Origin of the sequence: Alteromonas macleodii (genome assembly GCF_903772925.1) — a bacterium.
GTDB lineage: Bacteria > Pseudomonadota > Gammaproteobacteria > Enterobacterales > Alteromonadaceae > Alteromonas > Alteromonas macleodii_A.
This window is the reverse complement of sequence record NZ_LR812090.1, coordinates 263,919-281,986: the sequence shown is the minus strand read 5'-3', so window position 1 is coordinate 281,986 and position 18,068 is coordinate 263,919. Positions and strand designations below refer to the sequence as shown.

At 45.7% G+C, this 18,068-nt stretch carries 13 protein-coding genes; 2 read left to right on the top strand and 11 right to left on the bottom strand.

The window, feature by feature from the left end:
- Positions 1-6 precede the first annotated feature (6 nt).
- On the bottom strand, positions 7-3,117 hold the full coding sequence (locus tag PCAR9_RS01220; RefSeq protein WP_179982067.1) for a beta-galactosidase: 3,111 nt from the start codon (positions 3,115-3,117) through the stop codon (positions 7-9).
- A gap of 104 nt (positions 3,118-3,221) precedes the next feature.
- Here PCAR9_RS01220 and PCAR9_RS01215 point away from each other — a divergent pair, with 104 nt between their 5' ends.
- Entirely contained in the window at positions 3,222-4,076 is an 855-nt protein-coding gene (locus tag PCAR9_RS01215) for an AraC family transcriptional regulator (protein ID WP_179982066.1), read from the top strand.
- Here the strand turns inward: PCAR9_RS01215 and pmbA are convergent.
- Positions 4,073-5,404, bottom strand: coding sequence for a metalloprotease PmbA (pmbA, locus tag PCAR9_RS01210; protein ID WP_179982065.1), 1,332 nt, complete (start codon positions 5,402-5,404; stop codon positions 4,073-4,075). The genes PCAR9_RS01215 and pmbA overlap by 4 nt on opposite strands.
- Before the next feature lie 72 nt (positions 5,405-5,476).
- Between pmbA and yjgA the strand changes: the two genes are divergently transcribed.
- Complete coding sequence (gene yjgA / locus PCAR9_RS01205) at positions 5,477-6,034, top strand: ribosome biogenesis factor YjgA (RefSeq protein WP_179982064.1); 558 nt, start codon at positions 5,477-5,479, stop codon at positions 6,032-6,034.
- A 132-nt stretch (positions 6,035-6,166) separates the two neighbouring features.
- Here the strand turns inward: yjgA and PCAR9_RS01200 are convergent, their stop codons facing one another.
- The 9 genes from PCAR9_RS01200 to PCAR9_RS01160 all read right to left on the bottom strand — a co-directional run bounded on the left by PCAR9_RS01200 (position 6,167) and on the right by PCAR9_RS01160 (position 17,975).
- Positions 6,167-7,084 (bottom strand): acyl-CoA thioester hydrolase/BAAT C-terminal domain-containing protein, encoded by a 918-nt coding sequence (locus PCAR9_RS01200; RefSeq protein ID WP_179982063.1) that lies wholly within the window; start codon positions 7,082-7,084, stop codon positions 6,167-6,169.
- Positions 7,085-7,158: 74 nt separating this feature from the next.
- Positions 7,159-8,601, bottom strand: coding sequence for a metalloprotease TldD (tldD, locus tag PCAR9_RS01195; RefSeq protein ID WP_179982062.1), 1,443 nt, complete (start codon positions 8,599-8,601; stop codon positions 7,159-7,161).
- Complete coding sequence (locus PCAR9_RS01190) at positions 8,594-9,412, bottom strand: carbon-nitrogen hydrolase family protein (RefSeq protein WP_179982061.1); 819 nt, start codon at positions 9,410-9,412, stop codon at positions 8,594-8,596. Before PCAR9_RS01190 ends, tldD begins: the two co-directional genes overlap by 8 nt.
- On the bottom strand, positions 9,405-13,406 hold the full coding sequence (locus PCAR9_RS01185; protein ID WP_179982060.1) for a YhdP family protein: 4,002 nt from the start codon (positions 13,404-13,406) through the stop codon (positions 9,405-9,407). Before PCAR9_RS01185 ends, PCAR9_RS01190 begins: the two co-directional genes overlap by 8 nt.
- A 26-nt stretch (positions 13,407-13,432) precedes the next feature.
- Complete coding sequence (gene rng / locus PCAR9_RS01180; protein WP_179982059.1) at positions 13,433-14,899, bottom strand: ribonuclease G; 1,467 nt, start codon at positions 14,897-14,899, stop codon at positions 13,433-13,435.
- Positions 14,896-15,486 (bottom strand): Maf family protein, encoded by a 591-nt coding sequence (locus PCAR9_RS01175; protein WP_179982058.1) that lies wholly within the window; start codon positions 15,484-15,486, stop codon positions 14,896-14,898. The genes rng and PCAR9_RS01175 overlap by 4 nt, the downstream gene beginning before the upstream one ends.
- Positions 15,487-15,522: 36 nt before the next feature.
- Positions 15,523-15,999 (bottom strand): rod shape-determining protein MreD, encoded by a 477-nt coding sequence (gene mreD / locus PCAR9_RS01170; protein WP_118490591.1) that lies wholly within the window; start codon positions 15,997-15,999, stop codon positions 15,523-15,525.
- Complete coding sequence (gene mreC / locus PCAR9_RS01165) at positions 15,992-16,894, bottom strand: rod shape-determining protein MreC (RefSeq protein ID WP_179982057.1); 903 nt, start codon at positions 16,892-16,894, stop codon at positions 15,992-15,994. The genes mreD and mreC overlap by 8 nt, the downstream gene beginning before the upstream one ends.
- A 37-nt stretch (positions 16,895-16,931) precedes the next feature.
- Positions 16,932-17,975 (bottom strand): rod shape-determining protein, encoded by a 1,044-nt coding sequence (locus tag PCAR9_RS01160; protein WP_118490596.1) that lies wholly within the window; start codon positions 17,973-17,975, stop codon positions 16,932-16,934.
- Positions 17,976-18,068 lie beyond the last annotated feature (93 nt).

Here is an 18,068-nt window from a genome sequence, read left to right as displayed (position 1 = left end):
ATCTGACTAGCTAGCAGTAGCGCTAAAGTAAACCGAGTAGCGATAGCGCTTTTCTTCCAATAAGAAGGCTTTGTGTGTACTTGGGCTCCACGAGTCATCGCCGCCCACGCCCATGTGAGCATGGTCAATATAGACAAACACACAATCTTGAGGGACTAAATCACAGGTATGTTTTGCCTTATCCAACTGTACTTGCCCATATTCACTTACGCTGAAGTGGAACTGCCCGCTGGCAGTTAATTCACCGATGGCCAGCTTTTTACAGTGACTACGCAAGCCATTATCCGTTGGGAACACATAGCGCGTTTGCATAGCATTAATAGGTAAGGTGTAGTGGCCATAGCGCGCCGCTGCTTTTCTGTCTGGGTAGTTTTCAAACGGCCCGAGCCCCTGCCAAGTAACCGACGTACGCTCTTCGGCTACAGGCACTGCCGTTTGCATACCAATTCGCGGCATTGGCGGTAAACCATCGTCTAACAACACCTCTACATCTACTGAAAGCTTGGCTTGTACATCTAGGGTATAAACCCACTTAGTTGAAGCCATTAGCTTTTGACCATAGTGATACTCGAATAACGACGTTATGCGTACGTCTTGCGCGCCCTGTTCGACGTTTATACCCGTACAAGTGCGTGACCATTCGCCTATACCCGCACGACGCCAGCGGGACTCCCAGGCGTTCGGATCGGGGTTATCGACTTCACTTACCCCAATATCGTTATCCAGCGGCGCTCGAAAGAAATTATCCTCTAACGGCGCACTTAGAGTTTCATTATTTCCCTGCAGCCATGACGTTAACAGCCCACTTTCACTGTTGAAGCTAAATACGTTGTTTTGGACATTTACCAGTAGCATCCCATCTTGGGCCTCAATAACTAGTTCACTTTTGTCGTCTTGCTCATTGAAAGAAAATGGGACCATACCGCACATATTGGTTAGTGCTAACTGCGCGGTGTCCATAACATGCCCTGCACCCGCCCACGCACAGTAATTCGCTGTTACAACATCAATATTTAAATGATACTCAGCCCCTGCTTTAAACGTAATTTCAGGGGTTAGGGTCAGCATTTGTGCTTGTTGCGGACCTATATTGATTTCGAGCTCGCCCTTTGCATCAGAAATCGGTTTTCCGTTTTCTAGTACTTGCCAACGCAACAGCTCATTGTCTGTGCGTCTAAACAGGTAATCACTACTTACTGTAAGCTCAAACTTGTTGTCTTTTTCAACCAGCGAAAAGCTTAAGTGCTGCTGACAATATTTTGCTTCAAACAAGTGGGGATGTGGCGTTCTGTCTGGGAACAGCAATCCATTAATACAGAACTGACGATCGTTATCGATATCACCAAAGTCGCCACCGTAAGCCCAGTAAGCTTCACCACTGTCAGTGTACTTAGTTAACCCTTGGTCAACCCAGTCCCAGATAAAACCGCCTTGAAGACGCGGATACTCTTTAAATGCTTTCCAATATTCATCAAAGCTGCCCAAGCTGTTACCCATAGCATGGGCGTACTCACATAAAATAACGGGGCGGTTTTCACCCGGCATCGACAACCACTTTTTAATGGCCCATTTAGGTACAGCATCGTCCTTAACGTCAGTATCAACTCTTGCGTACATGGGCGCAATAATGTCGGTCGCCGTAGTATCAGCACCACCACCTTCATATTGCACAGGTCGTGATGAGTCAAATGACTTGGCCCAGCCATACATGGCGTCGTGGGTAGGCCCATGACCACACTCGTTACCTAACGACCAGATGATAATACAAGGGTGGTTTTTGTCTCGCTCGACCATTTGGGTGAAGCGGGCCATGTATGCACCGGCCCAAAGTGGGTCGCGAGAAAGTCTTCCCATTGGGAACATACCGTGGGTTTCGATATTCGCTTCATCTACCACATAGAGCCCATATTCATCGCAAAGCTCATACCAGCGAGGGTGATTTGGGTAATGTGCAGTACGCACGGCGTTGAAGTTGTTCTGTTTTAAAAGCTTGATGTCTTCAAGCATGTCATCTTCATTGATGGCATGGCCTTTAAGCTGATGGTGCTCATGTCGGTTAACGCCGCGAATAAGCACAGCTTTGCCGTTAACCAATAGCTGGCCATTTCTCATTTCAATATTTCGAAAGCCAACATTGTAGGCTTCAAAGTCCACCGTGTTACCACTCTCATCAATAAGGGAAACAACAATACGGTACAAGTTTGGTGTTTCCGCGGTCCAGTGTTTGGGCTCTTTCACATCTAATGTTTGGAAAACCACATCATCCCAACCGCCCTTTTCATCAATACGCTTATTGTTGGTACCGGTAATAACTTGCTCGGTAACAGCGCTATCGCCATCAAAAAGCTGGATACCTACTTTAAAGGCAGATGGCGCATTGATAGCAGTACGAACTGAAACCGTAGCGTCGCGGTAGCAAGCGTCAAGGCTTGGCGTAACGAACACGTCCTGAATGTGATGTTGAGGTTTAGTGACTAAATTAACGTCGCGAAAGATGCCGCTGAGCCACCACATATCTTGGTCTTCTAAATAGCTACCGTCAGACCATCTGATCACCATAACAGCCAAGCGGTTTTCACCCTCTACTAAGAGGCGGGATAAATCGAATTCAGCAGGCAAGCGACTATCTTGAGAATAACCTACATACTCGCCGTTACACCAAAGGTGAAAGGCGCTATTTACGCCTTCAAACACAATGTGGTTACGCTGCTTTAGTTCATCATTGGTAACGTTGAACGTAGTGCGATAGCAACCCGTTGGGTTATCGCTAGGTACTACAGGCGGATTTACTGCAAACGGATATTTAACGTTGCAATAAATAGGTTTGTCGTAGCCCTGTAGCTGCCAGTTGGACGGCACGGTAATAGGCTGCCAATTTTCAGATTCATCATTACTCAACGTTTTAGTAAGTAGGCTTTCAGGTACGCTTTCTGGGGCATCAAACAAACGAAAATCCCATTGGCCATTTAAACTGCGCTTTTGCGCATTGGTACTGTGCAGTGCATCTTCTAGCGTTTTGTATCCGTAATGTGGACTGTGGGCACTGATGCGGTTTCTTTGAAACACAACTGGGTTTTGCCAGTCTTTTTGAGCGACTACTTGGGAAACATTAAGCATGTCATATCCTTTACTTTTTCGTTAAGCGAAATATAGCTAACTTTCTACAGATCCTTTATGCTCTAAACTTACATCTATTTATCCAAAACTATCATTTTACATTTATGCAACCTATCTTCAGAGACATTGTAGATATTGGCCCCAACTGCTTCGAACGCTTTATTGATAGTAGTAACGCGCCAGAAATCAGCAGCCTAGACATTGAACTGGCAGGATGCTCTAACTTATCAGGGAACTATACAGTGGGGCGTGTTTCTCCGCCTAACCATACCTTGTTCTATAGCATAAAGGGGCAAGGAAAGTTTCGCGTTCCATCAGGCGAACTACAGCTAAATGAAGGGCAGCTTATTATTTTACCTGCTGGACAAAGCTTTGAAGTTTCCATTATCAGCGAGCAGTGGGACATAATTTGGGTAAATTTAGCTAATACCGAGCGCTGGAAGTCATTTAGAAAAAGTGATGCCCTGGTTGTAGATAACGCCATGCTAGAAGGACTGCATCACGCCATGGAACTTGTGTACTTGGAACGCGACCTTGATAGCCGTCGCGCTGCCATGCAGTTTGTTTCTCGTTACCTGTGCCGCATAGCAGATGCTCCATTAGGTAAAAAGCATGCCAGTGACGAAAAGGAACGGCGCCAAATAAGCCGGGTACATGCGCTGTTTTCAGTAGTTGATAAACAGCTACAGTTTGACTGGGATATGAAAAGCTTAAGTGAAAAGGCCCATTACTCTGCCCCCCACCTTCATAGGTTGTGCTTACAATTGTTTGGGCGAAGCCCAAAACAGCACGTTATTCATTTGCGGATGGCACGGGCCAAAAGCTTATTGTTAAGCACGCAGTGGCCCATTTCCTACATTGCAAGCTATGTAGGCTACACAAATGTATTTACTTTCTCAAAACGCTTTAAGAAATCGACAGGTCTCTCTCCTTCAGCGTTTCGAGAAAACGCGAGCTAGCTGCCCGCTATCTTCATTTGGTCGATAAGCACAGAGCCAGTTTGTACACTGCCGCGAACATCTTTTTCAGCACCAATAGCCACAATGCCTTTGAACATATCTTTTAGGTTACCAGCAATGGTTACTTCATGGACTGGGTATTGAATAATGCCATTCTCAACCCAGTAGCCTGCAGCACCGCGCGAGTAATCACCGGTTACACCATTAACGCCCTGCCCCATAAGTTCGGTCACAAATAGCCCTGTGCCCATTTCTTTTAGAAGCTCAGCGTCGCTATGACCTGTATCGCCTACTAGCCAATTGTGAATACCACCAGCATGACCGTTAGACCGAGTATTCAGCTTACGCGAAGAGTACGTCGTATAAAGATATGTAGCTAATTTACCGCCATCGACTATTGTCATATCTGCACAGGCTACACCCTCGTTGTCGAAGCTAGAGCTTGCTAAGCCGCCTTTAATAAACGGGCGTTCTTCAACGTTAAGCCATTCTGGGAAAACCTGTTTGCCAAGGCTATCAAGTAAGAAACTAGAACGACGATAAAGGCTGCCACCGCTGATAGCACCGACATAGTGACCAAACAAGCTAGATGCGATGTCGCGGTGTAAGAGTACAGGTACGTTCGCCGTATTAATCTTACGGGCGCCTAAGCGGTCTACAGTTGCTTTTGCAGCGTCAATGCCTACAGCACTTGCTGATTGCAACAAATCGGCCTTGCGGCTTACCGTGTAGGCATAATCGCGCTGCATGTCGTCATCTTGTGCGCCAATAACCATACAGCTTAAAGAATAGCGGCTACTAGGGTAGCCTGCGTTTATACCATGGGTGTTGCCATAAACGCGCATACCTAAATTTGCGTTATACGACGCGCCATCTGAATTGGTAATGCGCGAGTCGTAATTCATTGCTGCTTTTTCAGCCTCAATGGTAGTTTTAATGGCCTTTTCAGTATCTAATTCTTCGGGGTGATACAGGTCTAAATCTGGGAATTCAGTAGCAATAAGGTCAGCATCGGCCAAACCAGTACAAGGATCTTCACTGGTGTAACGTGCAATATCTACGGCTTTTTCTACCGCTAATGTTAACGCTGCTTTGCTTAAATCAGCAGTAGAAGCACTGCCTTTTCGCTTGCCTACGTATACGCTTATACCTAAGCCACCGTCGTTGGTAAATTCAACGTTTTCAACTTCTTGCATACGTGAAGATACGGCGATGCCCTGCACTTTCGACATGCTGGCTTCAGCTTGCGTTGCGCCTTTTGAAACGGCTAATTTTAGTACATCATCTACGACATTTTGAATGTCGGCTAACTGCTGCTCAATTTGCATAGTAAGTTTCGCTGTCTTAATTCGACTGTGATAGTTACAATTTAGCTAAAGTGTAACACTAATGAGTTTGAAATGAGTGATCAGAAATACAATTCTCCTGAAGATCCTTACTTCGAAGATGCGCAAGCAGATGAGTTCGAAGAGGAAGAGTTTGTCAGTAAAACTGAGCTGAAGCGTCAAGCAAAAGAGCTTCATAAGCTAGGCGAAACCTTGGTTAACTTAACCGATGCACACATTGCCACTATTCCTATGGATGAAGAGTTGGCCGATGCCGTTGCTATTGCCCGTAAAGTTAACAAGAAAAAAGATGGTTATCGACGACAGCTTCAGTTTATTGGTAAAGCTCTGCGTAATCGCGATACTACCGATATAGAAGAAGCGCTAGCAAAACTAACGCATCAACACCAAGCAGCAAACGCGGCTTTTCATGCGCTAGAGAAAGCCAGAGAAGCGGTAATTGAACAGGGCGACCCAGCTATTCAGAAGTTGATTGAAGCGCACCCTGAACTTGATCGCCAGAAGCTGCGTCAATTCCACCGCCAAATTAAGAAAGAGCGCGAAAAGAATGCGCCACCCAAAGCGTTCCGAGAGTTGTTTCAGTATTTGAAAGACGTTATTCACGAAGATTAACAAAAGTGCTTCCACACTAAATTAATGCGGCTTCTCAGCATGGGAAGCCTGCTTTTCGTAAACATTGCAAACGACAAGCAGGAAGTATTAACAGCTATCTACTTATTCCTGATTAAAGTTGCCTTTTACACTTTAATTGCCATCTTTTTGTTGGCAGCTAGCTTTAAAATGTTTGTTTAAAAAAGCAATAGCGTGACCGTGGTATTCGTTTTGAGGCACAAAATGGTCACCATCCGGTGCCATAATATGCTCGTACGGATAAGCAAATTTGTTTTCCACAAGTCGCTTAATGACTTTCTCTGACATTTCTGCAGATGGCCAAACATGATCATTTTCACCAGAAACTAGTAATACTGGGCCCTTTATATCCTCGACGCGAATTACTGCATTAACTATGTCCCTCTTCCCCTCTTCAAGCGCGACTTTATATGCTTCGCGAAAATCTCCGGTAAGCATGCTAGGGATAGCGCTATTTGGTATTTGAACAAAGGGGATGTCACGACCATTGTATTGAAATGAAGCGGTAGATGCTCCAGTCCTAAAAGAGGGGCTTGCAAAAGAAACATGGCTACCTGCGAACGCGACAGCACCGTCGATGTCGGGATATAGTGACGCTAGTAGCAAAGCCAACTCTGCTCCCTTAGAGCCTCCCATCACTGCAACACACTGAGAGTTAATAAAGGGCAATTGCTGGGCCTCTACTACTTTTTCGTAAATTGCATCTAGTGATATACGATCAAGTTCTTCAGGTAAGCCTAGCATCTTGAAATACCCTATCGCGAGAACGGCATACCCCGCATCTAAATATTTATTTCTTTCAGATGAATAAGAAGCCCTCGACATACTATTTCCACCTTCGCTGCCACCAAAATAAACAAGCAGCGGGCGGTTTTGTGACTCATCTGTGAAAAGCTCTGTGTTTACACTGCCATAGTTTACAATAGGTTTTGTGCTATCGAAGGAAAGCTGAATAAAGAGAGCATATCCAACAGCAGAGAGCACTAGTAGCAGTGCTGAGAAACTAAGCCATTTTAATAGGCGGATAATCACCGATAATTCCTTTTATCTAGACCGAAAAACTGTAGTGGCTTACGCTTGTGTAAGCCACTGACATGGCGAAGTTATTATGCCGTACCGCCCACTGTTAGCTCGTCAATTTTAAGTGTAGGCTGACCTACGCCCACCGGTACGCTTTGGCCGTCTTTACCGCATACACCCACGCCTTTATCTAGCGCAGTGTCGTTGCCAATCATTGAGATTTTTTGCATAACCTCAGGGCCGTTACCAATTAAGGTTGCCCCTTTAACTGGTGCAGTAATTTTACCGTTTTCGATAAGGTAAGCTTCAGCGCTAGAGAACACGAATTTACCAGAGGTAATATCTACCTGACCGCCAGCGAAGTTCGGCGCGTAAATCCCTTTGTCGATAGAGGCGATAATTTCTTTCGGATCGTGCTGACCTTCCAGCATGTAAGTATTGGTCATACGAGGCATAGGCAAGTGAGCGTAAGATTCTCGACGGCCATTTCCGGTAGGTGCAACGCCCATTAGCTTGGCATTGTGTTTATCCTGCATGTAGCCCTTTAAAATACCGTCTTCAATTAGCACGTTATGCGCCGTTGGGGTGCCTTCGTCATCCACTGATAACGAACCGCGACGGTCGCTTAATGTACCGTCATCAACAACGGTTACACCTTTGGCAGCTACGCGCTCGCCAATGCGACCGCTGAAAGTTGATGCACCTTTACGGTTAAAATCACCTTCAAGACCGTGACCCACAGCTTCGTGAAGCAATACACCAGGCCAACCGTTACCTAATACCACAGGCATAGCGCCTGCTGGTGAGGCCACTGCCTGCATGTTAACCCGCGCCATATGAAGTGCATCATCGGCTAATTGCTCGTAATAGGGTTTGCCATCTTCATCTTGCTTAAAGAATGAGTAAGCATATCGCCCACCAGCTCCCGCTGAGCCGCGCTCGCGTCTATCACCTTGTTCTAGCAATACTGAGCAGTTTAAGCGCACAAGCGGACGAATATCTGTGGCCAACGTACCGTCGCTACCAGCAACTAAAATTTCTTCATACACGCCGCTTAAACTTACTACCACCTGATTGGCAGACGGCTCTTGCTTACGGATATAAGCATCTACCGCTTTAAGCAATGAAATTTTCTCGGCATCTTGCATCGCAAGAATAGGATTATTTTCGGCGTAGCGCGCTTCAACGCTCTTGTGACCCAAGCCAGCAACTTGTTGGGTTCCGCCGCTTGGCGCAATACCGCGGGCCGCTTTGCACGCTTTAGTTAACGCTTCTTCACTTATTTCATCAGAATAAGCGAAACCCGTTTTTTCACCGCTAATAGCACGTACGCCTACGCCGCGCTCAATGTTATAGCTGCCTTCTTTGATAATACCGTCTTCCAAAACCCAACTTTCGTGTTGGCTCGACTGAAAATACAAATCGGCATAGTCGGTGTCGTGGCGATGAATGGTCGCTAGCGCGCTCTCTAGCTTTGTAATATCTAGGCCTGAGTCAGATAATAAATGACGCTCAACAGATTTAGACAAAGTGACTCCTGAATCGGTTATGTTCGGCAACCGGCATATTCTGTTTAATGGTTTCTCTTGCTGCAATATCTATGTTTGCCGATACCAGCCCTGTTTTTGAGGCTTGTTCGGCTAGGGTTTCGCCCCAAGGCGATAGGATAATACTATGCCCATAGGTTTCGCGGCCGTTAGCATGAACGCCACTTTGATTTGGCGCTACCACGAAGCACTGTTTTTCAATGGCTCTGGCTTGCAACAACGCATGCCAATGGGCCTCTCCAGTACGCTGGGTAAAGGCCGCAGGCAACACCAAAATATCGATATCGCCCATTGCAGTAAATAACCCTGGAAAACGTACATCATAGCACACCGCAAGCCCAATGTTGCCTATTGGCGTTTGAACAGTGACGACTTCGCTTCCTGCTTCCGTGGTAGCCGACTCTTTGTAGCTGCCTGTGTTATCGTTTACCGATACGTCGAACATATGAATTTTACGATAGTCAGCCAAAAGCTCGCCACTTGGACCAAATAACATGCATGCAGCAGAAAACTTAGCGGGGTTTTCGGTTTTAACCGGAAACGTTCCTGACACTATGTAGCATTGGTGCTGCTTAGCAAGTGAGGATAAACGACGCTGTATTGCACCATCACCTTTAACTTCAGCGACTTCAAGTTGACCCTTATCTTTTCCGCCAAAGCAAGCGAAGCACTCTGGCAACACCACTAAACTGTCCTTTTCTATATTGGCCGCCGCCATTTCGCTTGCAACTGTATCGAGATTCTCTTCTACATTTGGCGTAGAAGTCATTTGTAGTGCTACTAAATTAACCATCGATCACCTCCATTTTCAGCCTGCGTACGTCATCATCCGTTAATGGCCTGTCTTGTGGATTCGCTGGAACAGGCGCATTTTGGGCAGGTAAGCTAATGTCTTTACTGTTACGTTCAACTTCATCGAACTTAGGTTCTTTTATGGTACCCGTTACGCGATAGTTCACATTTGAAATGACTTTCGCAGAGGTCAACACTTGGTCAATGGCAAGGGCAGCTAATGCGGTAGGCGGCGTTGCTAAGAAATACACAAGAAACGGAAGGTTCCCGGTTACATTAGGCGCGAACGACACGTTGTAATTTAACCCACCCGTATTCAAGTCGGTGAAGCCGGTAATTTCTATTTCCCCTGCGCCGCCGTCAATTTCTGTATCGTCAGTATATGCTTTGCCGTTAACAATGCTTAAGGTGCCGCCCATGTCGTCATAGAAAAAGCCCTTGGCAAAAACGTCACGAAAATCTAGGCTTAGCTTTCGTACTAACGAATTTAAACTGAACAAGGTAAATATTCGCGACCCCTTGTCACTCAACTCCGTAAGATAACCATCAGACAGTGACCACTCTACATTGCCATTAAGCTGTTCAAACCCAAAGTCCATTGGCGCATTTGGCCAGTTAATGTCGAACTGCACGTTTGCACTGGAATCTTTAATACCCGATTCAACGCCATACTCTTTTAGCATTTGCCCAACATCTGGAGACGTCAAGGTTCCGTTTAACGCGCTTTTAACCTCGCCGCCTACGTGCTTCCAATAGCCCGTTGCGGTTACGTTGCTTTCATCAGACTTCACTAAGAGCTGGCGTATGGCTAGGCCGTCATCTTCTCTCGCTACGTCTAATGTTACTTCACCTAAATCAATACCATGCACGCCGCAAGACTGACAGTAAAAATAAATGGGCGGCAACGTGTTGGGGTCAATATTATACGGTGACTCATCTTCCTCGCTTGCAGCATTGCTAGTAGTGGCTACCACGGCGTCATTATCATTATCTGCTGTCGCAGATGCTTCAGGGTCAATAGGTTTAGCTAACGACAAGTAGTCGGCATTTACTTCAATGCCTTGCTCATCTAAATCACTGTTGATGCGAATGGTCGCCCTGGCCTGAGGGGAAGATAGATCTAAAATCCAATCCTTGTTGCGCTCAGTTGCGTTCAGTTCTGCTTTTTTAATGCTATGTCCAGCGAAATTAAGCATGTCGGCTTTAGCAAATATACGTGATGGCGTGCCGAACAAATTCGTGCGCTTGGCTTCAGGAGCCTTTGAATCGATAGATGGTTGAACATTAGTTTGCGCATAGGTGTTACCCGCATCTTTTCCTTTGCCAGAAAGTAACATATCGATTGTGGTAAACCACTCTTGCACATCGGCTTGAGCCAAATTTGCACTGATACTAAAACCTGTTCCAATATTGGCAATATCGCTTTCACCCAGGGCCAAGTGCGCCCGCGAGAACTGCATTTCTTTGTGAGGAAGCACACCGTCAAAACGGATATTACTGCCAAGGGTGGCTTTGACGTTCGATGCTTTGCCATCGCCAGTACTGATTATCTGTAAAGGTAAGCTACTACCCGCTGAAGTATCGAAGGGAGCAGGTAATATACTTTGTGTTGCGGTTAAATCTGCCGTGAGATTTGCAGAGTATTCAAAGCCGCTTTTAGAAAGAGTTAGGTCTACTTTAGTGTTCCAATCACTTTCACCATCGATATACGTGGTGAGATCCGTGTTTACATAGTTAGCCAGCGGATGTACATGCCAACGCCCACCTAATTCTACATGAAGGTCGTAGGTGTCGCTCTGCCTGCCAGACAGCGACAAATTCACCGGCTGCTGAAGAAATTGCGCAGTAAGATCCCCTGCATCTATATCTCCGTTAGTAAATGACACATCACCCGACGCTTTATCAAACAGCATGTTAGTTTTTGTGATATAGACAGGGTTGTTAGATAAATGCGCGGTACCCGATGCCACCACATCTTGGCCTTTAAAAGGTATATCTAACTTAATGTCAGCAGACAGCGGCCCACTAATTTGCACATCATCGTTCAATACCTTACCTAGCGAATTTTTAAGGGATGAGTCCATCATCAGCGCCGTTAGCGCCTCGCCAGAACCTGTGCCGGTAGCATAGATTGCCAAGCGGGCCCCAGGCTTAAAACTAGGTATAGCAGCCGACATATTGCTTATATTCACATCAGCCAGAGTTGCACTTGGGCTTTCCATCACTAAGGCATTGTTCACAAAATACAAAGACAAATCTAAGTTATTAAGTGCAGGCCAGTCAGGGGCAAAAAGAAAATCCCCTTGTTTGATATCAACATAAGCCTGGAAAACACCGGTATTGTCTTCAAAGGGAAAGTCACTTGTGCGGCCATGCCACAGCACACGCGCATTTGTGATTTGACCTTCGCCGGTAAACGCGCGAGTGAGATATTTGTCGGTATTAGCCCCCATTAAGGAAGCCGGAAACAGGCTACTTACTTCATTTAAAGCCAGCGGGCTCACATCGACATACAGCGACATAAACCCCGTGGCTGTATTCAGTTTAAACTGCGGGTGCAAATTAACAGCATCACTATCTAGCAGCATATCGCTACCTTTTACTATCCAATGCTTTGCTGCTTGGCCTGCTTGTTCTGGATAAATATAAAAACGGGATTTGAACTGGTTTATATGAATGTCTTTTTTGATGACACCATCAGCGCTTAACACGCTATCCTGACTTTCTAAGTAAACGGCGCCATTATTTTTATACCAAAACAGATCGGCGTTGAGGGAAGAAAGGCCTGGCACCTTATCTGTTTTATCCCACTGCACATCTAGCACTTTAGCGGCCAAAGACGGTTGGCCATTGTGCAGCTTTATTTGCAACGTGGCTAACTCGCCTTTCGGATTTAGCCCACGTATTTCCTCTTCACTGGTATCATCCATAAAAAGGGGTAATAACAGTAAAAACGGGTTAATTTGCACGGGCTTCATGGTGTTTATTAGCACATCACCATTTGCACTAATGCTACCAATAAGATCTGTGGTTAGGGTTTCATTACTTGAAGCAAGTACAAGCTGGTCAACTCTAACATTCCACCCGCCTTGTTTACTTCCATTGTTAGGCAACGCCTGTAAGCTACCACCGCTGATGCCGGTTACCGTTTTTGCACGGCCACTTCCCCACTCTAAAAGGCTTTCACTTAGTTCAGCTTGTATACTCGTGATTTCACTTTGAGAAAAGTTCGTCCATACCTCAAAGTTTGCACGGCTTTGGGCTAACGGGCGCTTAGTTTTTATCAGGTCGCTTACCCAAGGAGAAATATCAAGTTCTTCGGCTTTGGCGTAGAACACGCCCTCAAACTCTTCTCGCGTGCCCGTTATATCAATAATGAAAGACGCAGAGTTAGCAGCTAAATCTGCAACTTTCAGTTGTCCTAGCCCTTGGTGCCTCTCTTCATGGTTGTTCCAGGATAAGCTCTCTATATCGAAGGAATTGGTTTCGTTGAGGTGGGTCACGGAAACCACACCGTCTTCTAGCGAGAAGCTTTGCAGTTGCTCTAGGAAAAGTCGCTCAAGAGCCTTCACCACGGGAAAGTTATTTTTGCCGTCACCGGAAAGGCGATCTGCATCAATATCGAGTTTTAAGCCTCGCAGTTCAAAACGGTTGGATGAAATAAGCTGATGGCGTAGCGATTCCCAAAAATCTAGCTCAACGTAGATTTGTCTAATGTCCAACGCCACAGGAGATGCATCGCTTTTAGCCAACGACACAGAATTGAGCACAATGCTGGGGCCGCTGCGCTGCCAAACTGCATGCACACTTTTTATGGATAGATTTACACCATATTGCTCATTTATATAATTTTCCAACAAATGTTTGTTGTGCTCAATATGCGGCAGAGCATAGCGTGCAGCGCTCAATACAAGCGCGAAAAGTACAAGCAATACGGCAATTAGCAGCCAAAACTTCTTGAGTAGATAAGCGGCTACCGACGAAAAATTTGTCACATTTTGCCTTCGTATACGTTAATGCATTACATCATGACGACGTCGTACTTATCCTGATTGTACAGTGTTTCAGTTTGGACCTTGATCTGTTTAGACACAAATACTTCTAGTTCGGCCAGCATATGAGACTCTTCACCCATTAAGGCTTCTGCCACTTTTGGTGAGGCATAAACCACAAACTTATCTGCGTCGTAGGCGCGATTCACCCTTACAATTTCACGCATAATTTCAAAGCAAATGGTTTCAATAGTTTTTACTGTGCCTCGGCCTTTGCACACAGGGCATTCGCCGCACAGTATATGCTCAATGCTTTCACGGGTGCGTTTACGGGTCATTTCAATAAGCCCTAACGCGGTAAAACCGTGAATATTTATTTTGGCTCTGTCCTTGTTCGTCGCCACTTCTAATGAATGTAAGACACGTCGTTTGTGGTCTGGTTCAATCATATCGATGAAGTCGATAAGGATCATACCGCCTAAGTTACGCAATCTTAGTTGACGGGCAATCGCCTGCGTCGCTTCAATATTAGTGTTAAAAATTGTTTCTTCTAAATTTCGGTGACCAACAAAGGCACCAGTATTGATATCGATGGTGGTCATGGCTTCGGTTTGATCGATGATCAAATAGCCGCCAGATTTTAAGTCCACACGACGCTCTAGCGCCCGCTGCGCCTCGTTTTCAACATCATATAAATCAAAAATAGGTCTATCACCAGGGTAATACTCGAGCTTGCCGTTCATTTCCGGCACGTACTCTTTGGTAAACTGGTGTAGTTCGTTAAATGATAGTTTTGAGTCGATTCGAATTCTGTCTAGCTCTGTGCCTACAAAGTCTCGCAGAACCCGTCGTGCAAGCGGTAAATCTTCATAAAGTACGTTCGACTTGCGCTTTTTCATTCGAGACTGAATTTTATCCCACAGTCTTCGCAAAAACGCGGCGTCTGACTGCAACTCATTTTTACCCACGCCTTCTGCGGCAGTACGAAGAATAAAGCCGCCGTTCTCATCGCAAAACTCTTGTACAAGAGATTTTAAACGATCTCTTTCTGACTCTTCTTCAATGCGTTGCGATACACCAACGTGAGTTACCGAAGGCATAAATACGAGATAGCGGCTGGGGATAGTGATATCTGTGGTAAGGCGTGCACCTTTGGTACCGATGGGATCTTTTACCACTTGAACCACAATATCTTGACCATCACGCACCAGCTCGCGAATGTCCTGCTTCTGTATATGACTTGCCGAGACTTCTTCGGCAATTTCATTGTGAATGACAATGTCAGATGCATGTAAAAACGCCGCTTTTTCTAACCCAATATCGACAAATGCCGCCTGCATTCCCGGCAATACACGACTTACTTTTCCACGATAAATATTGCCAACTAAACCCCGTTTAGTATGACGCTCAACGTGAATTTCTTGCAGTATTCCGTTTTCAATAAGCGCTACCCGCGACTCTGACGGGGTAACGTTAATAAGCAGTTCAGCACTCACGACACAACTCCAAATGCATTAAGTAATTGGCGGGTTTCGTACAGTGGTAGGCCTATTACGGCACTTGCACTACCGTTGATAGAGACCACAAATTCACCACCAATACCCTGAATAGCGTAACTCCCTGCTTTATCAGCAGGTTCTCCTGTTTCCCAGTATGCGTCAATTTGCTCATCCGTCAATGCTGCAAAAGTCACGGATGTGGTAATGACTTGGGTCTGTTGCTGAGCGTCATCGAGTACACAAATAGCCGTAAGTACATCATGAGTTTTACCAGAAAGCATGGTAAGAATGCGTTTTGAGTCGGCTTTACCTTCAGGTTTACCCACACTTCGCCCGTTAAAAGATATAAGCGTGTCGCTAGCTAAAATGACTTTGTCTTTCGTCATTGCACGCTTAGTCACTAGCTGTGACTTCACCGCTTGGGCTTTTTCAGTGGCAAGCCTTGCTACAAGCTCCAATGGTGATTCATTTTCACGGGGCGACTCATCAATATCGGCAGGTTGTATTGTATGGGCTATGTTCATTTGCTTGAGCAAAGCAGTGCGTCGTGGTGAGGCCGACGCTAACACTACCGATTTTGTCATTGGCTTACCTTTGGTTTAATCGTGAAGGTGTTTATATTAAGAAATTGATAATTGTCTGCGCGTACGCCTAAGTAGCCAAAACACCCACGGCCAAAGCACCATAGACGTTAAGACTGGCCACAAGTAATCCACTTGGAAATAAATATCCGTTAAGAGGTGTTGAACCCAAAACGTCAATAAATGATATAGCGAAGCAAGTAGACCAATAATAATTGCCTGCTGCCATACAGAGTAATTTCTTAGCCTTTGGTAATTGGCAGCCAATACATAAACACAAATACTTAAACCAAAGCTGTGAATGCCCAAGGTTGTGCCAACCAGCACATCCATCGCAACACCAGTTAAAAAGGCCACACCTACATTTACTCTGTGGGGCAAGGCCATACTCCAGTATGCGAGCACAACTAGCACCCAGTCAGGGCGATACACATCTACTTGAGTGGGCAAAGGGACAATTTGCAGTACCAGCGCCACTAACAGACTCAACCAAATAACGAGGTTACGTTTACGCATCTGAAGACTCTTCCTCGTTGGTAGCAGGTGTTTTTACCTTTTCATCCTTACCAGACTCAGACTTTTGTGGCGAATCATCCGTACGCCATAAAAGTAGAAGATGACGAAGTCTGTCTAAATTCGCCATTGGTGTAACTATCACCCGAGCAAAAGGACGACTTTCATCTCTCACTACCTGTTTAACTGTTGCTACAGGGTAACCTTCTGGAAATACCTTCCCCAGCCCCGATGAAATAAGGGTATCGCCTTCCTGAATGTCTACGCTGTGCGGTACATGTTCAAGATATAACTCGTTAAGTGCGCCGCTGCCGGTGGCAATAAAGCGGATATCATTTCGAAGGGAGCGCACTGGGATGGCGTGTGTCACATCAGCAATCAGCAATACACGACTGTTGGTTGACCCCACTTCCATCACCTGACCGACAATACCTTTTTCATCAAGCACAGGCTGCGACAAATATACCCCATCTATTGCCCCTTTATTAATGACCACCTGCTGGCTATAGGGGTTCTTATCTACCGCCATCAGTTCGGCAACCATTTTTTGTGAAGATAGACGCACGGGAGCTTGCAGCAGCTCGCGAAGCTGAGCATTTTCTTTTGCGATAACATCGTACTGCTGAAGTTTTTCGCTCATTAGTAACAGCTGATTATTCAGCTTTTGATTTTCAGCCAGTAACTGTTCTTTAGAGGTAAGGCGCTGGGCGCTTTCGCTAAGCATTAACCCGGGGAGGTTAGCAATGTATTGAAGTGGGCTCATCAGAGAGTTGAGGTACACCCGCGTAGATTTGAAGCCATCCATTTTATGATCAACAAATATCAGTGTTACTGACAACACAAGCGCCAGCGTAAGCCTGATATTTAGAGAAGGGCCGCGAGTAAAAATAGTATCCATGATACAAATAAGGCAACCTTACGGTTGCCTTTCCTGTTTATTCGTAGCTAAACAGGTCGCCACCGTGAAGGTCAATCATATCGAAAGCCTTACCACCGCCGCGTGCTACACAGGTTAACGGATCATCAGCGATAACCACTGGGATACCCGTTTCTTCCATTAATAGCCTATCTAGATCTTTAAGAAGTGCACCACCGCCGGTAAGTACCATACCGCGCTCAGAAATATCAGAAGCAAGCTCTGGTGGAGACTGCTCTAGCGCCACCATAACGGCAGAAACAATACCCGTTAGCGGTTCTTGAAGCGCTTCAAGAATTTCATTTGAATTTAGCGTGAACCCGCGAGGTACGCCTTCTGCTAGATTGCGACCACGAACTTCGATCTCACGAACCTCTTCGCCTGGATACGCCGCGCCAATTTCGTGCTTAATACGCTCAGCAGTAGCTTCACCAATAAGAGAACCGAAATTACGACGAATATAGTTAATGATAGCTTCGTCGAATTTATCACCACCAATACGAACAGAAGATGAATAAACCACGCCGTTTAGTGAGATGATAGCAACCTCAGTAGTACCACCACCGATATCTACCACCATAGAACCCTGCGCTTCTGATACAGGCAAGCCTGCACCGATTGCCGCAGCCATTGGCTCGTCAATAAGGTAAACTTCTCGTGCACCTGCTCCCAAAGCAGATTCTTTAATCGCTCGGCGTTCTACTTGTGTTGAACCACAAGGTACACATACCAATACACGAGGACTAGGACGCAAGAAATTATTATCATGCACTTGCTTAATAAAGTGCTGAAGCATTTTTTCAGTCACATAAAAGTCAGCGATAACACCGTCTTTCATCGGGCGGATAGCGCGTATATTACCTGGTGTACGACCTAGCATTCGCTTAGCTTCTGCACCTACTGCCGCAACACTTTTCGGCCCGGCTGCGCGCTCTTGACGAATAGCTACTACTGAAGGCTCGTTTAGAACAATACCCTGGTCTTTTACATAAATCAGCGTGTTTGCTGTTCCGAGGTCGATGGACAGATCATTAGAGAACATGCCTCGAAGCTTTTTAAACATGAAGTGTGTATTCCTGTTTCTATGTTAACGCGTATTTGCAAAGGTGAGATGGCGACGCTTTAACGTGAAGTCGATATTTATTCGCACACTTTA